At 68.8% G+C, this 16,496-nt stretch carries 12 protein-coding genes and 5 pseudogenes; 10 read left to right on the top strand and 7 right to left on the bottom strand.

Annotated elements, in window-relative coordinates; all coding sequences use genetic code 11:
• Positions 1-1,351: 1,351 nt before the first annotated feature.
• From CD790_RS22505 to CD790_RS22495, 3 genes and pseudogenes are all read right to left on the bottom strand, one after another.
• On the bottom strand, positions 1,352-1,999 hold the full coding sequence (locus tag CD790_RS22505) for a hypothetical protein (RefSeq protein ID WP_144385132.1): 648 nt from the start codon (positions 1,997-1,999) through the stop codon (positions 1,352-1,354).
• 146 nt (positions 2,000-2,145) lie between these two features.
• A pseudogene (locus CD790_RS22500) lies at positions 2,146-2,295 on the bottom strand (IS630 family transposase); the annotation flags it as partial.
• Positions 2,296-2,344: 49 nt separating this feature from the next.
• Entirely contained in the window at positions 2,345-2,608 is a 264-nt protein-coding gene (locus CD790_RS22495) for a hypothetical protein (RefSeq protein WP_144385131.1), read from the bottom strand.
• A gap of 391 nt (positions 2,609-2,999) precedes the next feature.
• Between CD790_RS22495 and CD790_RS22490 the strand changes: the two genes are divergently transcribed.
• Positions 3,000-4,253 carry a competence protein CoiA family protein gene (locus CD790_RS22490; RefSeq protein WP_144385130.1) on the top strand — a complete coding sequence of 418 codons (1,254 nt, stop codon included), beginning with the start codon at positions 3,000-3,002 and terminating at the stop codon, positions 4,251-4,253.
• 88 nt (positions 4,254-4,341) lie between these two features.
• On the opposite strand, the gene CD790_RS22485 is transcribed toward CD790_RS22490, so the two are convergent.
• A complete protein-coding gene (locus tag CD790_RS22485; RefSeq protein ID WP_144385129.1) occupies positions 4,342-5,298 on the bottom strand; it encodes an NADP-dependent oxidoreductase in 957 nt (318 codons plus the stop codon).
• 71 nt (positions 5,299-5,369) lie between these two features.
• Here CD790_RS22485 and CD790_RS36090 point away from each other — a divergent pair.
• The 5 genes and pseudogenes from CD790_RS36090 to CD790_RS22455 form a co-directional block, all read left to right on the top strand.
• Positions 5,370-5,969: pseudogene (locus tag CD790_RS36090) on the top strand (GlxA family transcriptional regulator); the annotation flags it as partial.
• Between the two features lie 488 nt (positions 5,970-6,457).
• Entirely contained in the window at positions 6,458-6,790 is a 333-nt protein-coding gene (locus CD790_RS22475) for a hypothetical protein (RefSeq protein WP_144385128.1), read from the top strand.
• 14 nt (positions 6,791-6,804) lie between these two features.
• Entirely contained in the window at positions 6,805-7,131 is a 327-nt protein-coding gene (locus CD790_RS22470; protein ID WP_144385127.1) for a hypothetical protein, read from the top strand.
• A 727-nt stretch (positions 7,132-7,858) separates the two neighbouring features.
• Positions 7,859-8,470: an RNA polymerase sigma factor gene (locus tag CD790_RS22460; protein WP_144385126.1), complete on the top strand. Its 612-nt coding sequence runs from the start codon at positions 7,859-7,861 to the stop codon at positions 8,468-8,470.
• Positions 8,463-9,437 (top strand): CU044_5270 family protein, encoded by a 975-nt coding sequence (locus CD790_RS22455; RefSeq protein WP_144385125.1) that lies wholly within the window; start codon positions 8,463-8,465, stop codon positions 9,435-9,437. The genes CD790_RS22460 and CD790_RS22455 overlap by 8 nt, the downstream gene beginning before the upstream one ends.
• A 103-nt stretch (positions 9,438-9,540) precedes the next feature.
• Here CD790_RS22455 and CD790_RS22450 read toward each other — a convergent pair whose 3' ends face one another.
• Together CD790_RS22450 and CD790_RS22440 are read right to left on the bottom strand one after the other, a co-directional pair.
• Positions 9,541-10,341: a transposase family protein gene (locus CD790_RS22450; protein WP_399218052.1), complete on the bottom strand. Its 801-nt coding sequence runs from the start codon at positions 10,339-10,341 to the stop codon at positions 9,541-9,543.
• A 430-nt stretch (positions 10,342-10,771) separates the two neighbouring features.
• A pseudogene (locus CD790_RS22440) lies at positions 10,772-11,996 on the bottom strand (hypothetical protein).
• Positions 11,997-12,637: 641 nt separating this feature from the next.
• Between CD790_RS22440 and CD790_RS22435 the strand changes: the two are divergent.
• The 3 genes and pseudogenes from CD790_RS22435 to CD790_RS22420 form a co-directional block, all read left to right on the top strand.
• Positions 12,638-13,207, top strand: a complete 570-nt coding sequence (locus CD790_RS22435; protein ID WP_144385123.1) for a hypothetical protein — start codon at positions 12,638-12,640, stop codon at positions 13,205-13,207.
• A gap of 252 nt (positions 13,208-13,459) precedes the next feature.
• Positions 13,460-13,708, top strand: a pseudogene (locus tag CD790_RS22430) (transposase); the annotation flags it as partial.
• 448 nt (positions 13,709-14,156) lie between these two features.
• Positions 14,157-14,748: pseudogene (locus CD790_RS22420) on the top strand (IS5 family transposase); the annotation flags it as partial.
• Positions 14,749-14,770: 22 nt separating this feature from the next.
• Here the strand turns inward: CD790_RS22420 and CD790_RS22415 are convergent.
• Positions 14,771-15,337: a DinB family protein gene (locus tag CD790_RS22415; protein ID WP_260867794.1), complete on the bottom strand. Its 567-nt coding sequence runs from the start codon at positions 15,335-15,337 to the stop codon at positions 14,771-14,773.
• Positions 15,338-15,658: 321 nt separating this feature from the next.
• Between CD790_RS22415 and CD790_RS22410 the strand changes: the two genes are divergently transcribed.
• Positions 15,659-16,195 (top strand): hypothetical protein, encoded by a 537-nt coding sequence (locus tag CD790_RS22410; protein ID WP_144385121.1) that lies wholly within the window; start codon positions 15,659-15,661, stop codon positions 16,193-16,195.
• Positions 16,196-16,496: the final 301 nt, after the last annotated feature.

Here is a 16,496-nt window from a genome sequence, read left to right as displayed (position 1 = left end):
TGAAGCGCCGGTGATCATCGCGTATGACACGGGGCGCTTGTCTGCCGCACCCCGGGCGTGAGCTCGACGCGCATGCCGTCGCTGGGCCCATCGCCAGTCGAGCGGGTCCGGGCCGGCTCCAAGCACCAGCTGATCGGCGAGGGTACGCAGCTCCTTCCCGGCGCCCGCAACAAGGTCCGAGCAGTGTTCCTCACCTACGAGGCCGGAAGCTTCCTCCAGGCCAGCGAGGCCGACCACGCCGCAGCAGCAGAGAAGGAGTCACTCCTCCTGGCTAACCGCATCGGAGTCCCGAGCTGCGCCACTCTCATCCGAGAACTGGTTCCGGAATTCGAAAAGCACGCGGGAGCGGAGGGCCTCGACGAACTACTCGCACTGGCGCGCGCCTGGCCCTGCCCGTCGAACGGCGAAACGGCCCCAGCCTCAGTCTCAGCTGGTGCGCGCCGACTCCGCGGTCGAGCCCGGCTCCGGTCTCCACGGTCGCGCCTGTAGCAACTGCTGAGGGCGGCGATCGAGCGGCCCGCACACCGGGTGGCTGGGCATGGCGAGCCCGACCACAGCCCCTTCGGCCTGACGGTCACCCGTAGACGGATAACGGTCCTGGCTGGACGATCCGGGCGACTCCTGAGTCGTCTGAGGTGCCGGGCGGACCGTAGGGCGACCGGCCCCGGTCCTCCGGCTCCCTCACCGCGGATGGCCGGGGTCCGTGCGACACGGTGGCTCTCCAGCATCTCGGCCTGGAGGGCCACGTCGTACTCGCTGCTCCTGCGGCTTGAGACGGCGAGTAGCTGCTCGGGGTGGCTCGGCTTCGGGGCGCTGGGTCGGTCCGGGTAGGGCGGTGGGGACGGGCTCACCGCGCCGCCGAACAAGGGTGCTGTAGGTAGTCCTACCTAGTCTGGTGAGCATCGGCACGGATCCGTGCGAGATAGGCAGCTCGTAGCGTCTGGTGCATGAACGACAGTGAGAGGCCTGACACCTCAGTGCTTGGGTTGGTGGGTTGTGGATGCGCAGGGGTAATCATCATCCCGTTCCTGTTGTTGCTTGCCACCCTCATCCTCATAGCCCGGAATGCCCACATCACATGACCGATTGCTCCCTCCGACCAGACAGGACCTGAAGGAACCGCTCGCGGCTCACCCTGCGGCTGGCCTGCGAGGTACTCCTCCCGCTCCGCCGCAGTGAGGTCGCGGCCCGCTGGTCCTCACCGGCCGCAGGGCTCCCGCCGGCACGCCGACGCTGGACGTCTGCCCGGAGACTGATCGAGCCCGGCTGTCCTGCCGGCGGGCCGAAGAGACCCTCGAGGCGGCGTGAGGGTGGGAGGGCTGCGCGGCGACCGGTGAGGGGCGGGAGCCGGTCAGCCCTGAATGGAGAAGAACAGCGTGTCCATGGTGTGTCCGTACTGGAGAGCGCTCTGCCATTCGTGGTGCTCGACCCGCATCTTGTCGATGAGCCTCTGGGCCTCGTGGGTGAAGGCGTTGTCGATGCGGTCCAGGACTGCGGCGTAGGCGTCGGCGAGTGGCTTGGCCTTGGCCAGCGGCAGACGGCCGATGGCCGGATACCCGTCCACGGGCGACGGAACGTGGAAGGGGATCTCGTCGGGCGGCCCAGCGAACAGGAAGTCGAGCGGCAACAGGTCGGCGGGGACGCCGAGGCGCCGCAGTTCGTCGCCCATGCGCCCGAAGAACGTAGAGGGCTTTGAGTACACGCCGAAATCGATGGGGTCCGACCCGCTCCAGTCGATGATGTGCTGGAGCGCCTTGTAGTACGCCTGACCCACGTATTCGCCGTCCGCGTTGGCATGGCCCGCGAGGAGGTGGTCGAGTGCCTCGGGGATGCTGATGCCCAGATCGATGCCTTGGTGTTCGAGGCTGAGCTGGTCGGTGTGGGCGTCCTTGCGTATGTGATCGCGGAGCATGCGCTGCTGGGTCGCGTCGAGTTCGCCTTGCAGGTAGGACACGACGCGGCTTTGGTTAGCGGTGGTCATCGTGATGATGTGGCTCATGGGCCTCATGGTGGCAGCGGGTGCCGACAAGGCTCGTGCGGGGTGGGAGGCATCTCGCGGGTTCTGGGGCTGGCGCGTTCCTCGTGCGTTCGCGGGACGTGGTCGGGTCAGCCCACTACGACAGGTTCGTGGCCGTGGCGGCGCACAATCTCGGCCACGGCCAGGCCCTGTCCAGACAGCGGCACCGTCTGGGCCCGTCGCCAGGTCACTCCCGATCCCGTGCCCCTACGGATGATCCGCAGCAGTCGTCGGCCCTCATCGTCGTCGATCTCCCGTACCCGCACGCGTTCGGCCATGCGTACGTCCTGGCAACGGCCGGGACTTGGGGAAGGCGCTGCGGCCGCTTCACATCGCTCGGCGTTTCCTCAGCTCAGCGAGCCATCCCCGTACCTGCTCGTCGTGCAGGTAGCCGCCGCTCTCACCCGCGGGGAGATCGATTCCGTGAAGGCGGTTCAGTGCCCACCAGGAGAGATCGTCCCAGTCGATCCTGTCCTCCAGCACCCACCTCGCCGCCCAGCGGTCGGCCTTGTCCCGGGACAGCCGACCCTCGGCAATCTCAACGAAGCGATCTTCAATCTCATCAAGAGTCGGCTGGTCGCTGGCATCCATGCCCTGACCGTACAGGCAGGGTAAACGTTGCCTGATGCGGCATGAGGAATGTTGTGCCACTGGGTGCGGCTCGGGTGTGCACCGCGGCTCCGGCCTCCACCCGGTGGGCGCAGGAGGCAGATGCCGCTAGTGCGGGGCACGCGCGCCTGTCCTTGCCGCCCCTGGACAGCGTGCAGGCGCAGCCGGGAGTCACGGTGCGGCTGACCAGCCGCCGTGCCCGCCTCACCGCCACGACCAGGAGAAGGGGGTGACGCTCATGGCGGCCGGCGCCGGGAGCCAGGACCTGGTGGATGTAGGGACTGACCGGGATGATCTTGGAGCGGAGCCGGTGTCAGTGTCTGGGAGATCACGGCTTCGCAGCGGGAGACGGCGACCAGAGGGGAGCGGGCCGGTGCAGTTCACTGCCGAGCACGTCGAGTGGGGCAGGGTGGACATCACCTTGGACGATCTGGGCTGCGGTCGGTCGTGGGAGGAGATCCACCGGGTGCGGGGCGTGGAGTTGGTGTGCCCAGAGTGTGGGGGTCAGGTCTTCGCCCGGGTCTCCAAGTTGGGCACCCGGCACCTTTACCACCACACGCGGCCCCTGTCGTGCTCGTTGGAGAACGAGTCACTGGAACACCACTTGCTCAAGCTGGAGTTGGTGACGTGTGCGCGTGCCGCGGGCTACCGGGCGGAGCTCGAAGTCGGTTCGCCGACTCGGGAGTGGAGGGCGGATGTGATGGTCTTCGACTCGGACGGTGACCGGCTGATGGCGCTGGAGGCCCAGCTGTCCCCCATCACGGCGGGGGAGATCGCCGCGCGGACCGGTCTGTATGAACGGGACGGGGTGCGGGTGTGCTGGTTCGGCTTCCGACCGCGCCCGTGGGTGGGCACCGTGCCGACCCTTCTGGTCCAGGCCCCGGCCGACCGGGGTCAGCCTTGGTCGGTGAGCGCCGGCCTGGCCCGCTTACCCGGGAAGAGCGGGCACTGGTCGCCGGTCGGTGCGACGCTGGCCGACGCGGTGTCGTGGATGCTGACGGGCCAGATAGTGCCGCACACCCCCCGCTCCAGTAGCCGGGTCACCGACGAGGACGAATGGTACGAGTGGGCGGAGGGCTGGACCAGGTCCTGGAACGACTCGTGGCGAATGTGGTGGACGACCCCCTCGTACGTGACATCGGACGCCGAGCGTGCGCAGGAGGAGGCGGAAGCCACACGCCGACGACAGGCGCAGGAGAAGGCCGCGGCGCGGCAACGGGCGGTGAAGGAGCGGGAGAAGGCGGTCAAGCGCCAGGCGTACGCCGCGTTCTGGGACCGTACGGGCCTGGACCAGCGGCAGTGGAGGTACTTCCGGGCCCTGGCGGACTTGTACTTCGGTCGGAGTCTGGTCTTCGGCGCTCCGGATTCTCGCTACGGCGACGGCAGACCGGTGTACGAGCGCAGCGGCCCCGAAGGTGAGCAGTGGACGCTGGTCGGTGTGGCCTGCCCTGATCCGTGCCGGCTGAGGGCCTGGGCGGAGGAGCTGTCCCTGTTGGTCCCCTCTCACGCGGATCTCGATGTCCTCGCCGGCCGGGCGTGGGCACCGTTCCAGGTCTACGTCTTCGATCCGGACACCGGCGCGATGGACCAGGAACGCGTGCTGCCGTCCCCCGTCGACGCGTGGTAGCTGGTCGGGAGATGGCCGGGGGAGGACTCAGTCCAAACGCAACGGGCGGTCACCGTGGCCATTCACCTCCGGTGACCGCCTGCTTTCGTCACCGCACGGTCAGCACCAGCTTTCCCGCGGTGCGGCCGGTGTCACCGAGCTCGTGCGCCTTCGCCGCGTCCGCCAGCTCGAACGTGCCGGCGATCTCGGCGCGCAGTCGGCCGTCGGCGGCGAGTCGGGCGATGGCCGCCATCCCGGCGTGGTCGTCCTCCACCAGCATGATTCCCGCGCGCACACCGAGCCGGGCCGCCTCCCGGGCGAGCGCCGGGTTGCCGTCATCGAGCCGGAGGGAGACCAGGATGCCGCCCGGGCGCAGGCTGCGCAGGGAGCGGATGGCGTGGTCGCTGCCCTGGGAGTCCAGGACGACGTCGGCGTCGCGGACGGCCTCGGTGATGTCCGTGGTGCGGTAGTCGAGGACCTCGTCGGCGCCCAGGGCGCGCACGAAGTCGTGCTTGGGGGTGCTCGCGGTGCCGATCACGTGTGCTCCGCGGGCCTTGGCGATCTGTACGGCGAGGTGGCCGACGCCGCCGGCGGCCGCGTGGATCAGCACCCGCTGGCCGGCTTCGAGGCGGGCGGTGTCGACGAGGGCCTGCCAGGCGGTGAGGGCGGCGAGCGGCAGGGCGCCGGCCTGTACATGATCGACGGAGGCCGGTTTGGGGGCGAAGGCGCGGGCGGGGCCCGTGACGTATTCGGCATGCGAGCCCACTCCGTAGGGGTACGGCAGCATGCCGAAGACCTCGTCGCCCGGCTTGAGGAGGGTGACGCCGGCGCCTGTCGCCGCGATCACGCCGGAGACGTCCCAGCCGAGGACGAACGGGGGCTCGCCGAGGAAGAGCCCGGGGACACTGCGGTGCTTCCAATCGGTGGGGTTGACCCCTGCGGCGTGCACCCGAACGAGGACCTCCCCGGCCCCGGGCGCCGGCCGTGGTAGCCGGACTTCCTTGAGCACCTCGGGGCCGCCGAGGGCGTCCTGGCTGATCGCGCGCATGGTGGTGATGTCGTTCATGCGCCCCAGCCTGCGGCGCTCGGACACCCGACGGGAGTGGCATGAATGCCATTCACCGATAGGATCATGCCATGCATCGTGTCGTCGTCCTGGCGCTCGACGGGGTCTATCCGTTCGAGTTCGGCATCCCCCGGGGCGTCTTCGGCACCGCGGACGGCCGCTAGGAGACGGTCACCTGCACGGTCGACGGCCGCCCGGTGCGCACCTCCGCGGACTTCACGATCATCGCCGACCACGCGCCGGAGGCATTGGCCACCGCGGACACGGTGGTCATCCCGCCGTACGAGTCGGCGCCGACCTCGGTGCGGCTCCCGGCTTCAGCGGCGGAGGCGCTCGCGCTGATCCCGGCCGGCGCGCGCGTCGTGTCCATCTGCACCGGCGCCTTCACGCTCGCCGCGACCGAGTTGCCAGACGGGCGTCCCGCCACGACGCACTGGGCGCTGGCGGCCCGGTTCCGGGATGCGTTCCCCCAGGTTGCCCTGGATGCGGACGTGTTGTTCATCGACGACGGCGACGTCCTCACCTCGGCCGTGGCCGCGTCCGGCGTGGACGTATGCCTGCATCTCGTGCGCAAGGACCACGGCAGCGAGGTGGCCAACCGCGTCACTGCGCCAGCACCTGCATGCCTCGATCGGCGTCTCACCGCAGGCATACCGCCGCACCGTTCAGGCCCCGGGCGACCGCTGACCTCTCGCGGACCGCCACCAAGTCACCGGATCAACGCCGGCTGGCAACAGGGCAAGCAGGCCCGTCACCTCGGCGATCGCTCACCGAGGCGGGCACCTCGTGCTCACGCAGGCCCCCTACGACTCCCGGCGCCGCCCACCCGAGCCTCCTCGCCTTCACCCAGACCGCAGACCAGTCCAACGAGACGAGGACGCTTCAAGGATGCCGAAGCTACGTCACGAGACCACCGAGCGCGCGAAGGATGAAGAACCCCGCCACGGGGACAAGGACTCAGCGGGGCCCAGGGGAACTCACAGGATGTCGCACAGGAGATCCGCTGGCTGACGGAGACCGGCGGCCAGCAACACATCGTCCGGGACTGGGCGCTCGACCAGCAAGCGCGGGAGGTCCGGCCGTATCTGTGTTGCTGAGGCCGCACCGTACCTCGCTTCCCGATAACCTGCACGCGCCAGACGGCCACGGGGAGGACGCTATGATCTTTTATCAGTTCTTACAGAACTGGAAAAACAGTGGCAAGTTAGCCATGTCGCAGGAGTTTGCCGCACTCGTCGTCACGATTTTGGCCACGATTCTTATCGTGGCCATGGTCGAGGCGGCCAAGGCGGCTGCTGGCGTGCAAAGCAGCAGAGAGCGGATCAAAGCACTCCACGCTACCGATCTCCGAGAACACACGGCCGCCCATCTCGGAATCCGCACTCACGATTCTTTTGAGGCCTGGCGAATTCGTGAGAGCCTCAGAGTCCGCGAGCATCGGCTAACCCAGGTTTCACGCCTGACCGTTCGGTGGCCACTCTGTGGGGCCTGACGTTCCTGCTCACCATGGTCTACCTCCTCGATGTCGTCCTGTGGTCAGCCCAAGAGAAGGGGAAGGATCAGCCGGAGTTGGCAGCTGGCTGCGTCGTGACCATCGTCTTAACCAGCCTACTGCTCATGGCTGTCCACGCCCTGCGCACGCTCATCGAACTGAGGATCAAGGGGTGGGAACATCTGCATGAGCGTTGCCTCAGCCTGGGACTCCCCTTCTCGGAAGATTTGGCGCGAAGAATCCTGGCCGCAGACGATGCTGCTTCCCGCCACGCGGAGCCGCCCTTCACAAAACGGTGGGGATTCTTCTCGCACCGCGAGGGCGACGTGGCTTCGAGCTAAGGAACACGGGCACGCCTCCAGCGGGATTCCCACGCGGATCACCCGCGCGCGTGGGTCCGAACCGCATGGTTCGGCTGGGCTCTGCTCCGCTGGCGGATCACTCGCGCGCGTGGGTCGGACGCCGCCCAGCGCGGCCCCGGCGAAACGGAGACCGGCGGATCACTCGCGCGCGTGGGTCGGACCCTTGCTGGTCTGTGGTTTCTCGCTCACTTCGCAGTTGTTTGACCTTCCCGGCTTGTTGAGGCACAGGGTGGTCGGCACGCGGTGTGGGTGACCGGAGGATTGTTCGTCCGGGGTGGCCCGGCGGGCGCCGGGTCTTCCCGTTTCGCTGGGCGCCGCCTCCCGCCTGTGATGGCGCGGGGAGTCGGGCCTGGGCCGCCGCGGCGAGGAGCGCGCCCTGATCGAGGCGCTCCGCATCCGCGCCGACCGCCGCGGCGGCGGGCTGGACTGCGAGCTGCTGCGCTGGGTCATCGAGCGCGCCCGCGCCTGCGGCTGCATCCTGGTCCAGCTCACCAGCAACAAGCGCCGCACCGAGGCCACCGCTTCTACGACTCGCTCGGCTTCGCCCGCAGCCACGACGGGTTCAAGCTGGCGCCGTGACCCGGGCGGCCGCCCGCTCCAGTTGGCCCGACGCCCCCCCCGTGAACCCGGATCCGGGGTTCGGGGAAAAGGGGGTGAACGTCTCGGCGGGGTTCAGTCCCGGGACGACGGAACGAACGGAGCATCAGTGACCGCCCATTCCCGGCTCGCGCCAGACCGGGCACGTACCGACGACGCCGCACTGATCGAAGAGTCCGCGGGGGACCCGGAGGTCTTCGCGACCCTCTACGACCGCCACGCGGCCACCATCCACCGCTATGTGACGCGGCGTCTCGGCCAGAGCATCGCCGACGACATCGTCGCCGACACCTTTCTCATCGCCTTCCGCCGGCGCGGCGGCTACGACCTGAGCCGCCCCGACGCCCTGCCGTGGCTGTACGGCATCACCGCCAACCTGATCGGCAAGCACCGCAGGGCCGAGGTGCGCGCCTACCGGGCTCTCTCCCGTACGGGTGTGGACCCGGTGGCCGAGTCGTACACCGACCGGATCGACGGACGGGTCAGCGCGCAGGCGTCCGGCAAGCAGCTCGCCGCGGCACTCGCCGCGCTGTCGGCGGGAGACCGCCATGTGCTGCTGCTCATCGCCTGGGCCGAACTGACCTATGACGAGGTCGGCCAGGCGCTCGGGATCCCGGTAGGCACCGTGCGGTCCCGGCTGAACCGGGCCCGCAGAAAGATGCGCCAGGCGCTCGGCGGAATCGACCCCACTCTTGTCCAGGAGGTAGCAACCCATGGATGAACTGCAGGCAGTACGTGACATGCGCCCATCGGCGCCGGAGCCCGGCGTCGCACGGCTGGCCCAGGGCCGCCGCGACCTCCTCGCCGCGGCGGCCGCCGCGGACGGGCCGGACCGCGGCCGGGCCCCGCGATGGCTGACCGGGTCAGGGCGGCCCTGGCGGCTGGCGATCCCGACGGCGGTGGCGGCGAGCGTGGTCGCCGGCCTGCTCGTCGTCACGCCCGGGGACCGGGGAGCGACCGGGGAACCCCAGGCGGGGACCGTGAATGTGGCCCAGGTGATGGAGCGGGCCGCCGACTCGGTGCAGGACCACAAGGTCACCCGGCCGCGTTCCGACCAGTGGATCTACAACAAGTCGGCGGTCCGGGCGCCGCACTACTTCGAGGACGAGGGTTGGAACCGGTTCGACGGGAAGCAGCACGCCTTCCGCCGCCACGGCAAGATCGTTGTCGTGGACGAGACCCTGCCTGCCGGCGACGGGGTCAAGGGACCAAAATCCTACGAACAGTGGTATGACAACATCGTCAAGCTGCCCACCGACCCGCGGAAGCTGCTGGCGCGGGTCCACTCTGACGCGTCCTTCGACACCCTCCTCGACAACTTCGTCGACGGAAAGAACGGGCCACCGAAGGCCCTCGATTTCCGAAGGCTCTCCAACATCCTCTCCTATGGGGTCGCCCTGCCGCCCGAGCTGAACGCGGCCCTGTACCGGGCACTCGCCCTCGTCCCCGGAGTCGAGGTCCTGGAACAGCGGGTCGACGACGGCGCCGGCCGGAGCAGCCTGGCTGTCAGGTACGTCCACCGGGTCCACGGTAAGGACACGGCTGATTACCTCTTCCTGGACCCCAAGACCTATGCCTTCCGGGGGATGGGCTGGGATGCCACGCGGCTCGGGCCCGATCCGCGGTTCGACTGGGAGGTGGCGGCGTTGGTCGAGGCAGCCGTCGACAAGCCCGGCGAAACACACTGACGGATGACGGGCACCGGCCGGTTCCGGCCGGTGCCCGTTTCGCCTAAAGGGTGTTGCAGAAGGCGCGTCTCGGGCAGGCAGGAGTGGTGCTTGACCTGCTGTTTCACCCGGTGAGGGCGAGGTTGTGCAGGGTGGCGACGGCCTGGACGGCCTGGTGGAGGCCGTCGCCCTTCTGACGGCAGCCGCGGAGGATCTTCCAGTTCTTCATGCCGGCGAAGGTGTGCTCTACGCGGGCACGGACCCGTCGGTGTTCGGCGTTGTCTTCCTCCTGCCCGCGCAGGAGGGGCCGTCCGGCCCTTCCGCGGTGCGGGACGATCAGCCCGGTGCCCAGGTGGGCGCCGTCCGCGATCACCGTCGTCCCGGCCGCCGCGGCTGGCAGTCCGACTCGCGCCAGACGTGGGCATCGGCCTTGTTCCCGGGGCGCCGGCCGGGCCGAGGCGAGGACCAGGCGGGTGTCGGCGTCGATGATGACCTGCACGTTCGCTGAGAAACGGGAGTTGCTGGAGGATGCGCCGACCTGCCGGTCGCGAGCCGGGACCAGCGTGCCGTCCACGATCCATAGCCGCTCGACCCCCGCGACGGGCCGCGGAGCCGGCTCCAGCGCGAGCAACGGCCCAAGTCGCTGGATGACCCGGCAGACCGTCACCGAAGAGATCCCGAACAGCGGGGCGAGCTGCCGTATCGGGAGGTTGGTGCGGTAGTACACCGCTACCAGCAGAACCCGGTCCCCAAGCGGCAGGCACCAGGGCCGGCCACCGCCCGGACCGTTCCCACCCCGTTCACGGACCACCTTCACCATACGAGTCCTGGGCCGCCTTGCGGATCGGGGCGCCCTCGGCCTCCGCCACCTTGGTCGAGCGCGGTTGCTCGCGCTCCATCCCGTGCCGGACGGCCAGGGCGTCATCCAAAGAGCTGGCCAAGGACCCCATGCCAGGGCTGACGGCCTGAGCCGGTGGGGACGACGTGCTGACGGCGGTGGTGATCGCGGCCATGGCCGCTCTGCTGGGGAGCTGGGCGCGTAGGTCCTCAGCGAGCTCCGGATCCTGCTCCATGGCCTCCACGGCCTCAGCCAGGGCACGGATGGGCATCCGCGGCCCGCCGAGCGCGCGGCGCTCGACCAGTCGCTCGCCTGGTCGGTGTAGGCCCACTGCACCCCCGCGACATCGGCGTCCGACAGGACATGCGGCGGCTGATGACCGTGAGCTGGGATTCATAGCAGGTGGTTTTGGCACGACGGCTCGATTGCCCGCCGCTCGGAGTAGGGACGCGGAGGGCCCCGCACGAAACCGGGAGGTCGGGGTTCACGTGCGGGGCCGCTCACGGGGTGTGGGCCGTCAGACTCCGATCAGGGTGTACGTACCCGTACCGTCCTGCCTGCCGCTGGAGTACTTGGCGTATGAACTCCCCGTCCGCGTACCGATCGTGGCCCATCATGGAGCCGGTGTACTTGTTCTGCACACCGATCTTCGAGCTGCCGGGTACGTCGCGGTAGATGTAGAACCGCTGGAGGTCGTCCTCCGTGCAGGGGGCCGTCTGCACGACCGCCCGTTCGGTGGCCGCGTTCCCCGCGGCGATGGTCGCGCACCCGCCGTTGCCCCAGTTCCACAGGGACGCCTCAAGGACCCCGTTGTTCTCCGTCACGTTGCACAGGCGTCAGTTGTCCAGGTGGGCGCCGAAGATCGTCGAGGGCCGCAGGCGAACACCATCGGCCGCCAAGAGCGGCGCGCCCCAGGACAGGGGTTTGTCAGGCACGGCGATCTTGTAGGCGCCGGGCGCGCAGTTGAGATCGGCCCGCGCGATACGCTCGGTGGCCTTGTGCTGTTTGGCGGACGTGCCGCCGGTGGGAGCCGGGCGCTGCGCGAGGCGGTCCCGTTTCTGCTTCGCCGTCGGCGCCACCGCACCCGACGGGTGCTTGGCCTTCGCGGCGGCCGAGCCGCAGTCGAGGAGTTCTTGCGCCTTGGCCATGATGCTTCCTGCGGGCACCTCGTCCTGGCAGCGCACCGCGCCTTCCTCAAGGGTGGTGTAGGTGGTGAAGCTGCCGTTGCCGGGCCCCGCGATCCACTTCAACGCCCAGCTGCCGTCGCCCTGTTGGACGCGGTTGCGGTTGCGGCTTCCGTACGTACCGGTGACTTTCTTGGTGCCCTTGTAGACGCCGTAGTAGCCGGGCTGGCTGAAGTTCCACGTGACCGTGCTCGACACACTGCTGGTGGAGGAGTAGGCGACCTGTACGTTCAGGCCCAGCATCGCGCCGACGGTGCCGAGGGTCTCGACGGCGAAACTGCCCGGGACGTTGCTGTTGAGGCCGACGGACACCGAGATGGTGGTCTGGGTGCTGGTGGTGACGCTCTGGTAGCCGGTCGTGCCCTGGGTGACGTACCAGCCCTTGAAGTGGGTGATCGTCGGAGACACTTCGCTGGTCTTGATGTACGGGTGGCGGGCACCGAGATCGGCCGCCGTACAGGTGCCGCCGGGCGCGGGCGTCTGCGCCGTCGTGGTGGTTGCAGCAGTTGGGGAGACGGCAAGACCCATGGCGGCGGCCGCCGTAGCGGTCACCGCCATGAGTGATCTGCCGACGCGGCTGACGGATCCTATAGGGCGCGGCATCGTCCATTTCCCCCTCTTCGCATACGTGTCCGGTCGGGGGGTGAAGGTAGCGGCCAAGGGCCACGGCACGTGCACGGCCACCACCCCCGGCTCCGGGCCCGCACGCCACGGCGCGGCGTGGACCTGCACCCGACAGGGCCCCGTCTCCGCCCAGGACCTGGCCCGCATCCGCGCCCACGTCACGGCCGCCCCTCAGGACGGCGCGGGGGCCCTGTGCGCCTCCTCCGAACCTGTGGATGTCGTCTCCACCCGTCACGCGTACTGCGTGCGGCACAACATCGTGTACGCGCTCGTCAGCCCCGACGGCCAGGTGATCGGCACCGCCGATCTCACGGTCGTGGCCGCGTCCGAGCCGAGCCCCACAAGTACGCGGTGGCAGGAGAGCATCGTCCTCGCCGGCGCGATGTCACCCACCATTCCCGCGATGAAAGTGTCCCTTCGATCGGACTGCACCCAGTGGCCCGTCCGCCTGGGGCGGCGGGTACATCGAGCTGCACCAGGGCGACGAGGACCACACCGGGACGCTGTCCTACGACTCCACCGTCCGGGGCGGCGGCCTCAGTCAGCGCACACAGATCTCCTACCAGTCCGAGGTGGTGAGCACCGGTGCGAACCCCGTCACCAGCTCCCAGAACTGGGCGGGTCCCTCGCTGCGCTGCGACGGACAGGTCGGCCTGTACCCCGGCTGCATCGTCACGGGCCACCGGGCCCAGGCGACCATCAGCAAGTCCCTCTACGGGGCCGCCGCAGTGGCCTACGAGTGGGCGCGGAACAACCTGACCAACGGCAGGCTCGGCACCGAGAAGAAGCCGCTCACGCGTGACGCCGACGACAAGATGGCGGACAAGAGGCGCTACTACAGCTGCGAGGCTCCCCCGAGGCCCTTCGTGGGGGACCCCAGTGTCCGGGACGATTCCTGTGACGATTTCCCCTTCGCCAAATCCCGCGAGGGCGGCACGATCGGTTCCATGTGCACGGAGATCATCCCCCGCAACGTGGGCGGTGTGTGGAGCGTAACGGTCGTACGCGACGAGCCGGCGGCACCCTGCATCAGGGCCCATGTCCCCAAGGACGAGAACACGGGCGCGGGGGGACAGCTGGGCCGTGACGTTCAGTCCGAGCGCATCCTCGACGGCGAGGCGTACCAGGTGGTCATCACCCCCTAGACGGCAGGCATCGCTCCTCGCTTGCTCGGGGAGGGATGCCCGGGTCGGCTTCCAAGGCCGAGATCAATCTCACCGATACCGGCCGTTTCGTTGGTACTACCGCTGCCCAGGGCATTGGATGCGAATACGCGACATCTGTCCTGGTGGCGGGACGTGGAGAAAGGATGAAGAAGCCGATCTCGACGCCCTCGCCGAGGTATCGGCGCTCAGGTCGTGCTCGGGCCGCGCCGTGGCCGCAGTACACCGCATCCGAGCAGGCAGCACCTGATCGTCGAGGCGTACGGCGTCCCGCTCGCCGTGATCACCACCGGCGGCAACCGCGACGACGTCACCCAACTGATCCCGCTGATCCAGGCTCTCCCGCCGATCCGCGGCAAACGCGGCCAGCTACTGCGCCGCCCCAAGCGCCTGTACACCGACCGCGGCTATGACCACGAGATTTACCGGGACAAGGTCCGCCGGTCCCAGATCACCCCGCACATCGCCCGGCGCGCTCCGGCCTGGGCGTGTACCGCTGGGTCACGGTACGTGGATCCAGTACCGCTCCGGAGGCCGTTATCCAGCAGCCACAACCTGGCCGGCCGTGACCTGGGGAGGGTTGGGTAGCAGTGACGCGAGGTTGTCCCGTACGAAGTCCGCCGCCTTCTTGATCGACTCTTCGGCTCCTGCTTGGTCTTCAAAGATGCTCACAGAGACCATCACCCCACCCTCCGCGTCAATCCAGTAGTAGGCCACGAAGCCCGGGACCTGGCGGAGGAGAGGCACGAATCCCTCGTCCACTCGCCGTCCTGCCTCGGTAGGATCAGTCGCCCCTTCATACCGGCGGACCACGGCGTACATGGCTCATCTCCTCACGGCTCCCAAGGTCACATCACGCGAAACGACATACCCCCCACCGTGCGTACCTCATCCGGGGACGTCCGGAAGGTACTCGAATAGGCGCATCGGAGATCCAAACAGCTGGATGGTGTCAGTGGACTCCACGGTCGTCCGGGCGCACCAGCACGCCGCCGGAACACTCAAAAAGGGGTGGCCCACCGCGGCGAGCCCGTCGATCACGTGCTCGGACGCTCCCGCGGCGGGCTGAGCACCAAGGTCCACCTGGCCGCAGGCGCCCACGCACGACGCCTCGCCTTCACCGTCACCGCAGGCCAGGCAGGTGACGCACCCGCCTTCGAGACGGTGATGTCCCGCATCCGCGTGCCCCGCACTGGCCCCGGCAGGCCCCGGACCCGGCCCCTGGCCGTTCTGGGTGACCGCGCGTATTCCTCACGTGCCATCCGCAGCCACCTGCGGCGCCGAGGCATCCGTACGGTCATCCCGCAGCCGTCCGATCAAGTCGGCCACCGCCTGCGGCGAGGCCGACTCGGTGGCCGCCCGCCCGGCGTCGACCGCGAGCCCTACAAGCTGGAACATCGCCGAGCGGTGCATCAACCGACTCAAGCAGTGGTGCGCGCCTGGTCACACGAACCGACAAACTCGCCGCCGCTTACCAGGCCGCACTCCACCTCGCGGGCATCCTCATCTGGACCCGACGCTGACCAAAGAGACAGAACCCAGCCGTCAACCCGTGCTGCTCGACGGCTGGTTGGCGGCGCGCTGGATACGGAGCTGGCCGATTTCCGCAGCGTTCTTCATCAGTTCGGCGTTCACCCAGGCGACCATGTGTGCGACGGTGTGTCGGGGGTCGTTCTGCCAGGGGAACGGGGCGGTTGAGTCCAGATCGGCATCGGTGAACCGGTCCAGTGCCTCCAGCCAGTCCGCACGGAGACCGCTCAGCCACTCGACGGCCGGCTTGCCCGCGCCCGGCCAGCCGATGTCGCTTCGCTCCCGAGGTGCTCTGCCATGCGCGTGGTCGATGGTCACGCTCCACCACCAGCCGATGTGCCAGCTCAGCCAGCCTATAGTCGGTACAGGAACAGGGTCGGGCTCACTCTCCGCCCAGTCTGGCACCCATGTCCCATCATCGGCCCGGCGAACCGTCCAGCAGTTTGCGGCGGGCTCCCACAAGAAGTCGTCGGGTTCGAGCCTCTCCAGGTGGTACTCGAACAGCGACCAAGTCAGGTCGAACTGCCAGCGCAGCAGCTCGAGGACATACCGCGGGGCGGGTTCGTTCCGAAAGGCAGTCACCGGCTGACCTTCGCACAACATCGATGCCCTTGAGAATCGAGTATCCGGCGGCATGGTTGCTCGCTCCGTGGACGACGCCTGCCTCGTTGCGGTGCGGGCTGTGCGTCAGTCCGTACACGCCGCAGGGAGCGATCACCTCAATCAAGATCTGCATGTGCCCCAGGCATTGAGGCATGTTCGGTGGGTCGTCGCACGCTCGAGCCCATCGACAAGTTCGGCGGCGGCCTGCGGCGCCGCCGACGACCTGACCGAGGCGGTCGCAAACGCGCCTCGCCCATCACCAGGGCCTTTGGAGAGAAGCCCAGCATCACCCGCAGGCGGATGGAGAACGACCACCTCATTCACGCCGGCTATCTGTGGGCGTTCTCCGTGCTCCGGTCGGCAGCGTGGGGCCGCGTCAACGGCTGGAATCCGGAGGCAGGCCCGGTGTCGGCGGGGAGGGTCAGGTCGCTCTCCCCGCCGACACCGGCCGGGCAGCCGGCTGGTGATGCGGCATGCGGCTGCAGAATCTCGAAGAGGGTTCCGGAGTCGTCGCGGAAGGACGCGGAGCTGTCCGGCTACGGCTGCGTGATCGGCCAGATACGGGCCCTGCTGGACATGCCGCTCTCCCGCTACGGCGAGGCGGCGGCCACCTACTGGTTCGGCCAGGCTGCCCTGGTCGACCAGTGGGGGACTCCGGGCAATCCGCTCAGCCGGAACAAGGACGAGGGCGCAGCTAAGGCCAATCGGTATCGGACCTGTGAGGAAGGCACCAGCATCCCGTTCTACCCGCAGGACGACATCCAGGACGACTCATGCGACGAGTACCCGTTCGCCGGCACCTTCGAGGGCGGAACGGACGGCGGCCAGTGTGCTTAGATCCTGCCCAAGTTCGAGGACGGCAGCTGGAAGATCTACTACTTCGACGGCAGGCAGCCCACGGGCAACGAGCCCTGTGTTCGCGGCCACGTCCCGCTGGCGAAAAACGAGTCGGCCGGAGGCAAGTACGGAAACTTCATCCAGGACGAGCGCGTCCTGGCCACGGAGAAGTTCACCGTCTCGATCGCGGGCTGATCAGACGCACCTCACCGGTCCGGGGTACGCCCCGGCCGGTGACGACGAGGTACGGAACGCGGTACGGTGCACAGCACGGCGAAGCCCCGCAGGGCGTCCGGTGCCG

It is taken from the genome of Streptomyces sp. SAJ15 (assembly GCF_007595705.1).
Lineage (GTDB): Bacteria > Actinomycetota > Actinomycetes > Streptomycetales > Streptomycetaceae > Streptomyces.
This window is presented reverse-complemented; position numbering and strand designations above follow the sequence as displayed.

Coding starts and splice junctions, on each gene's coding strand:
- CD790_RS22505 (WP_144385132.1), bottom strand. CDS start 1,999: ATGAGCCACATCATCACGATGACCACCGCTAACCAAAGCCGCGTCGTG.
- CD790_RS22470 (WP_144385127.1), top strand. CDS start 6,805: ATGGTCTACCTCCTCGATGTCGTCCTGTGGTCAGCCCAAGAGAAGGGG.
- CD790_RS22410 (WP_144385121.1), top strand. CDS start 15,659: ATGGAGAACGACCACCTCATTCACGCCGGCTATCTGTGGGCGTTCTCC.
- CD790_RS22485 (WP_144385129.1), bottom strand. CDS start 5,298: ATGAACGACATCACCACCATGCGCGCGATCAGCCAGGACGCCCTCGGC.
- CD790_RS22495 (WP_144385131.1), bottom strand. CDS start 2,608: ATGGATGCCAGCGACCAGCCGACTCTTGATGAGATTGAAGATCGCTTC.
- CD790_RS22475 (WP_144385128.1), top strand. CDS start 6,458: ATGATCTTTTATCAGTTCTTACAGAACTGGAAAAACAGTGGCAAGTTA.
- CD790_RS22450 (WP_399218052.1), bottom strand. CDS start 10,341: ATGACGCCCTGGCCGTCCGGCACGGGATGGAGCGCGAGCAACCGCGCT.
- CD790_RS22455 (WP_144385125.1), top strand. CDS start 8,463: ATGGATGAACTGCAGGCAGTACGTGACATGCGCCCATCGGCGCCGGAG.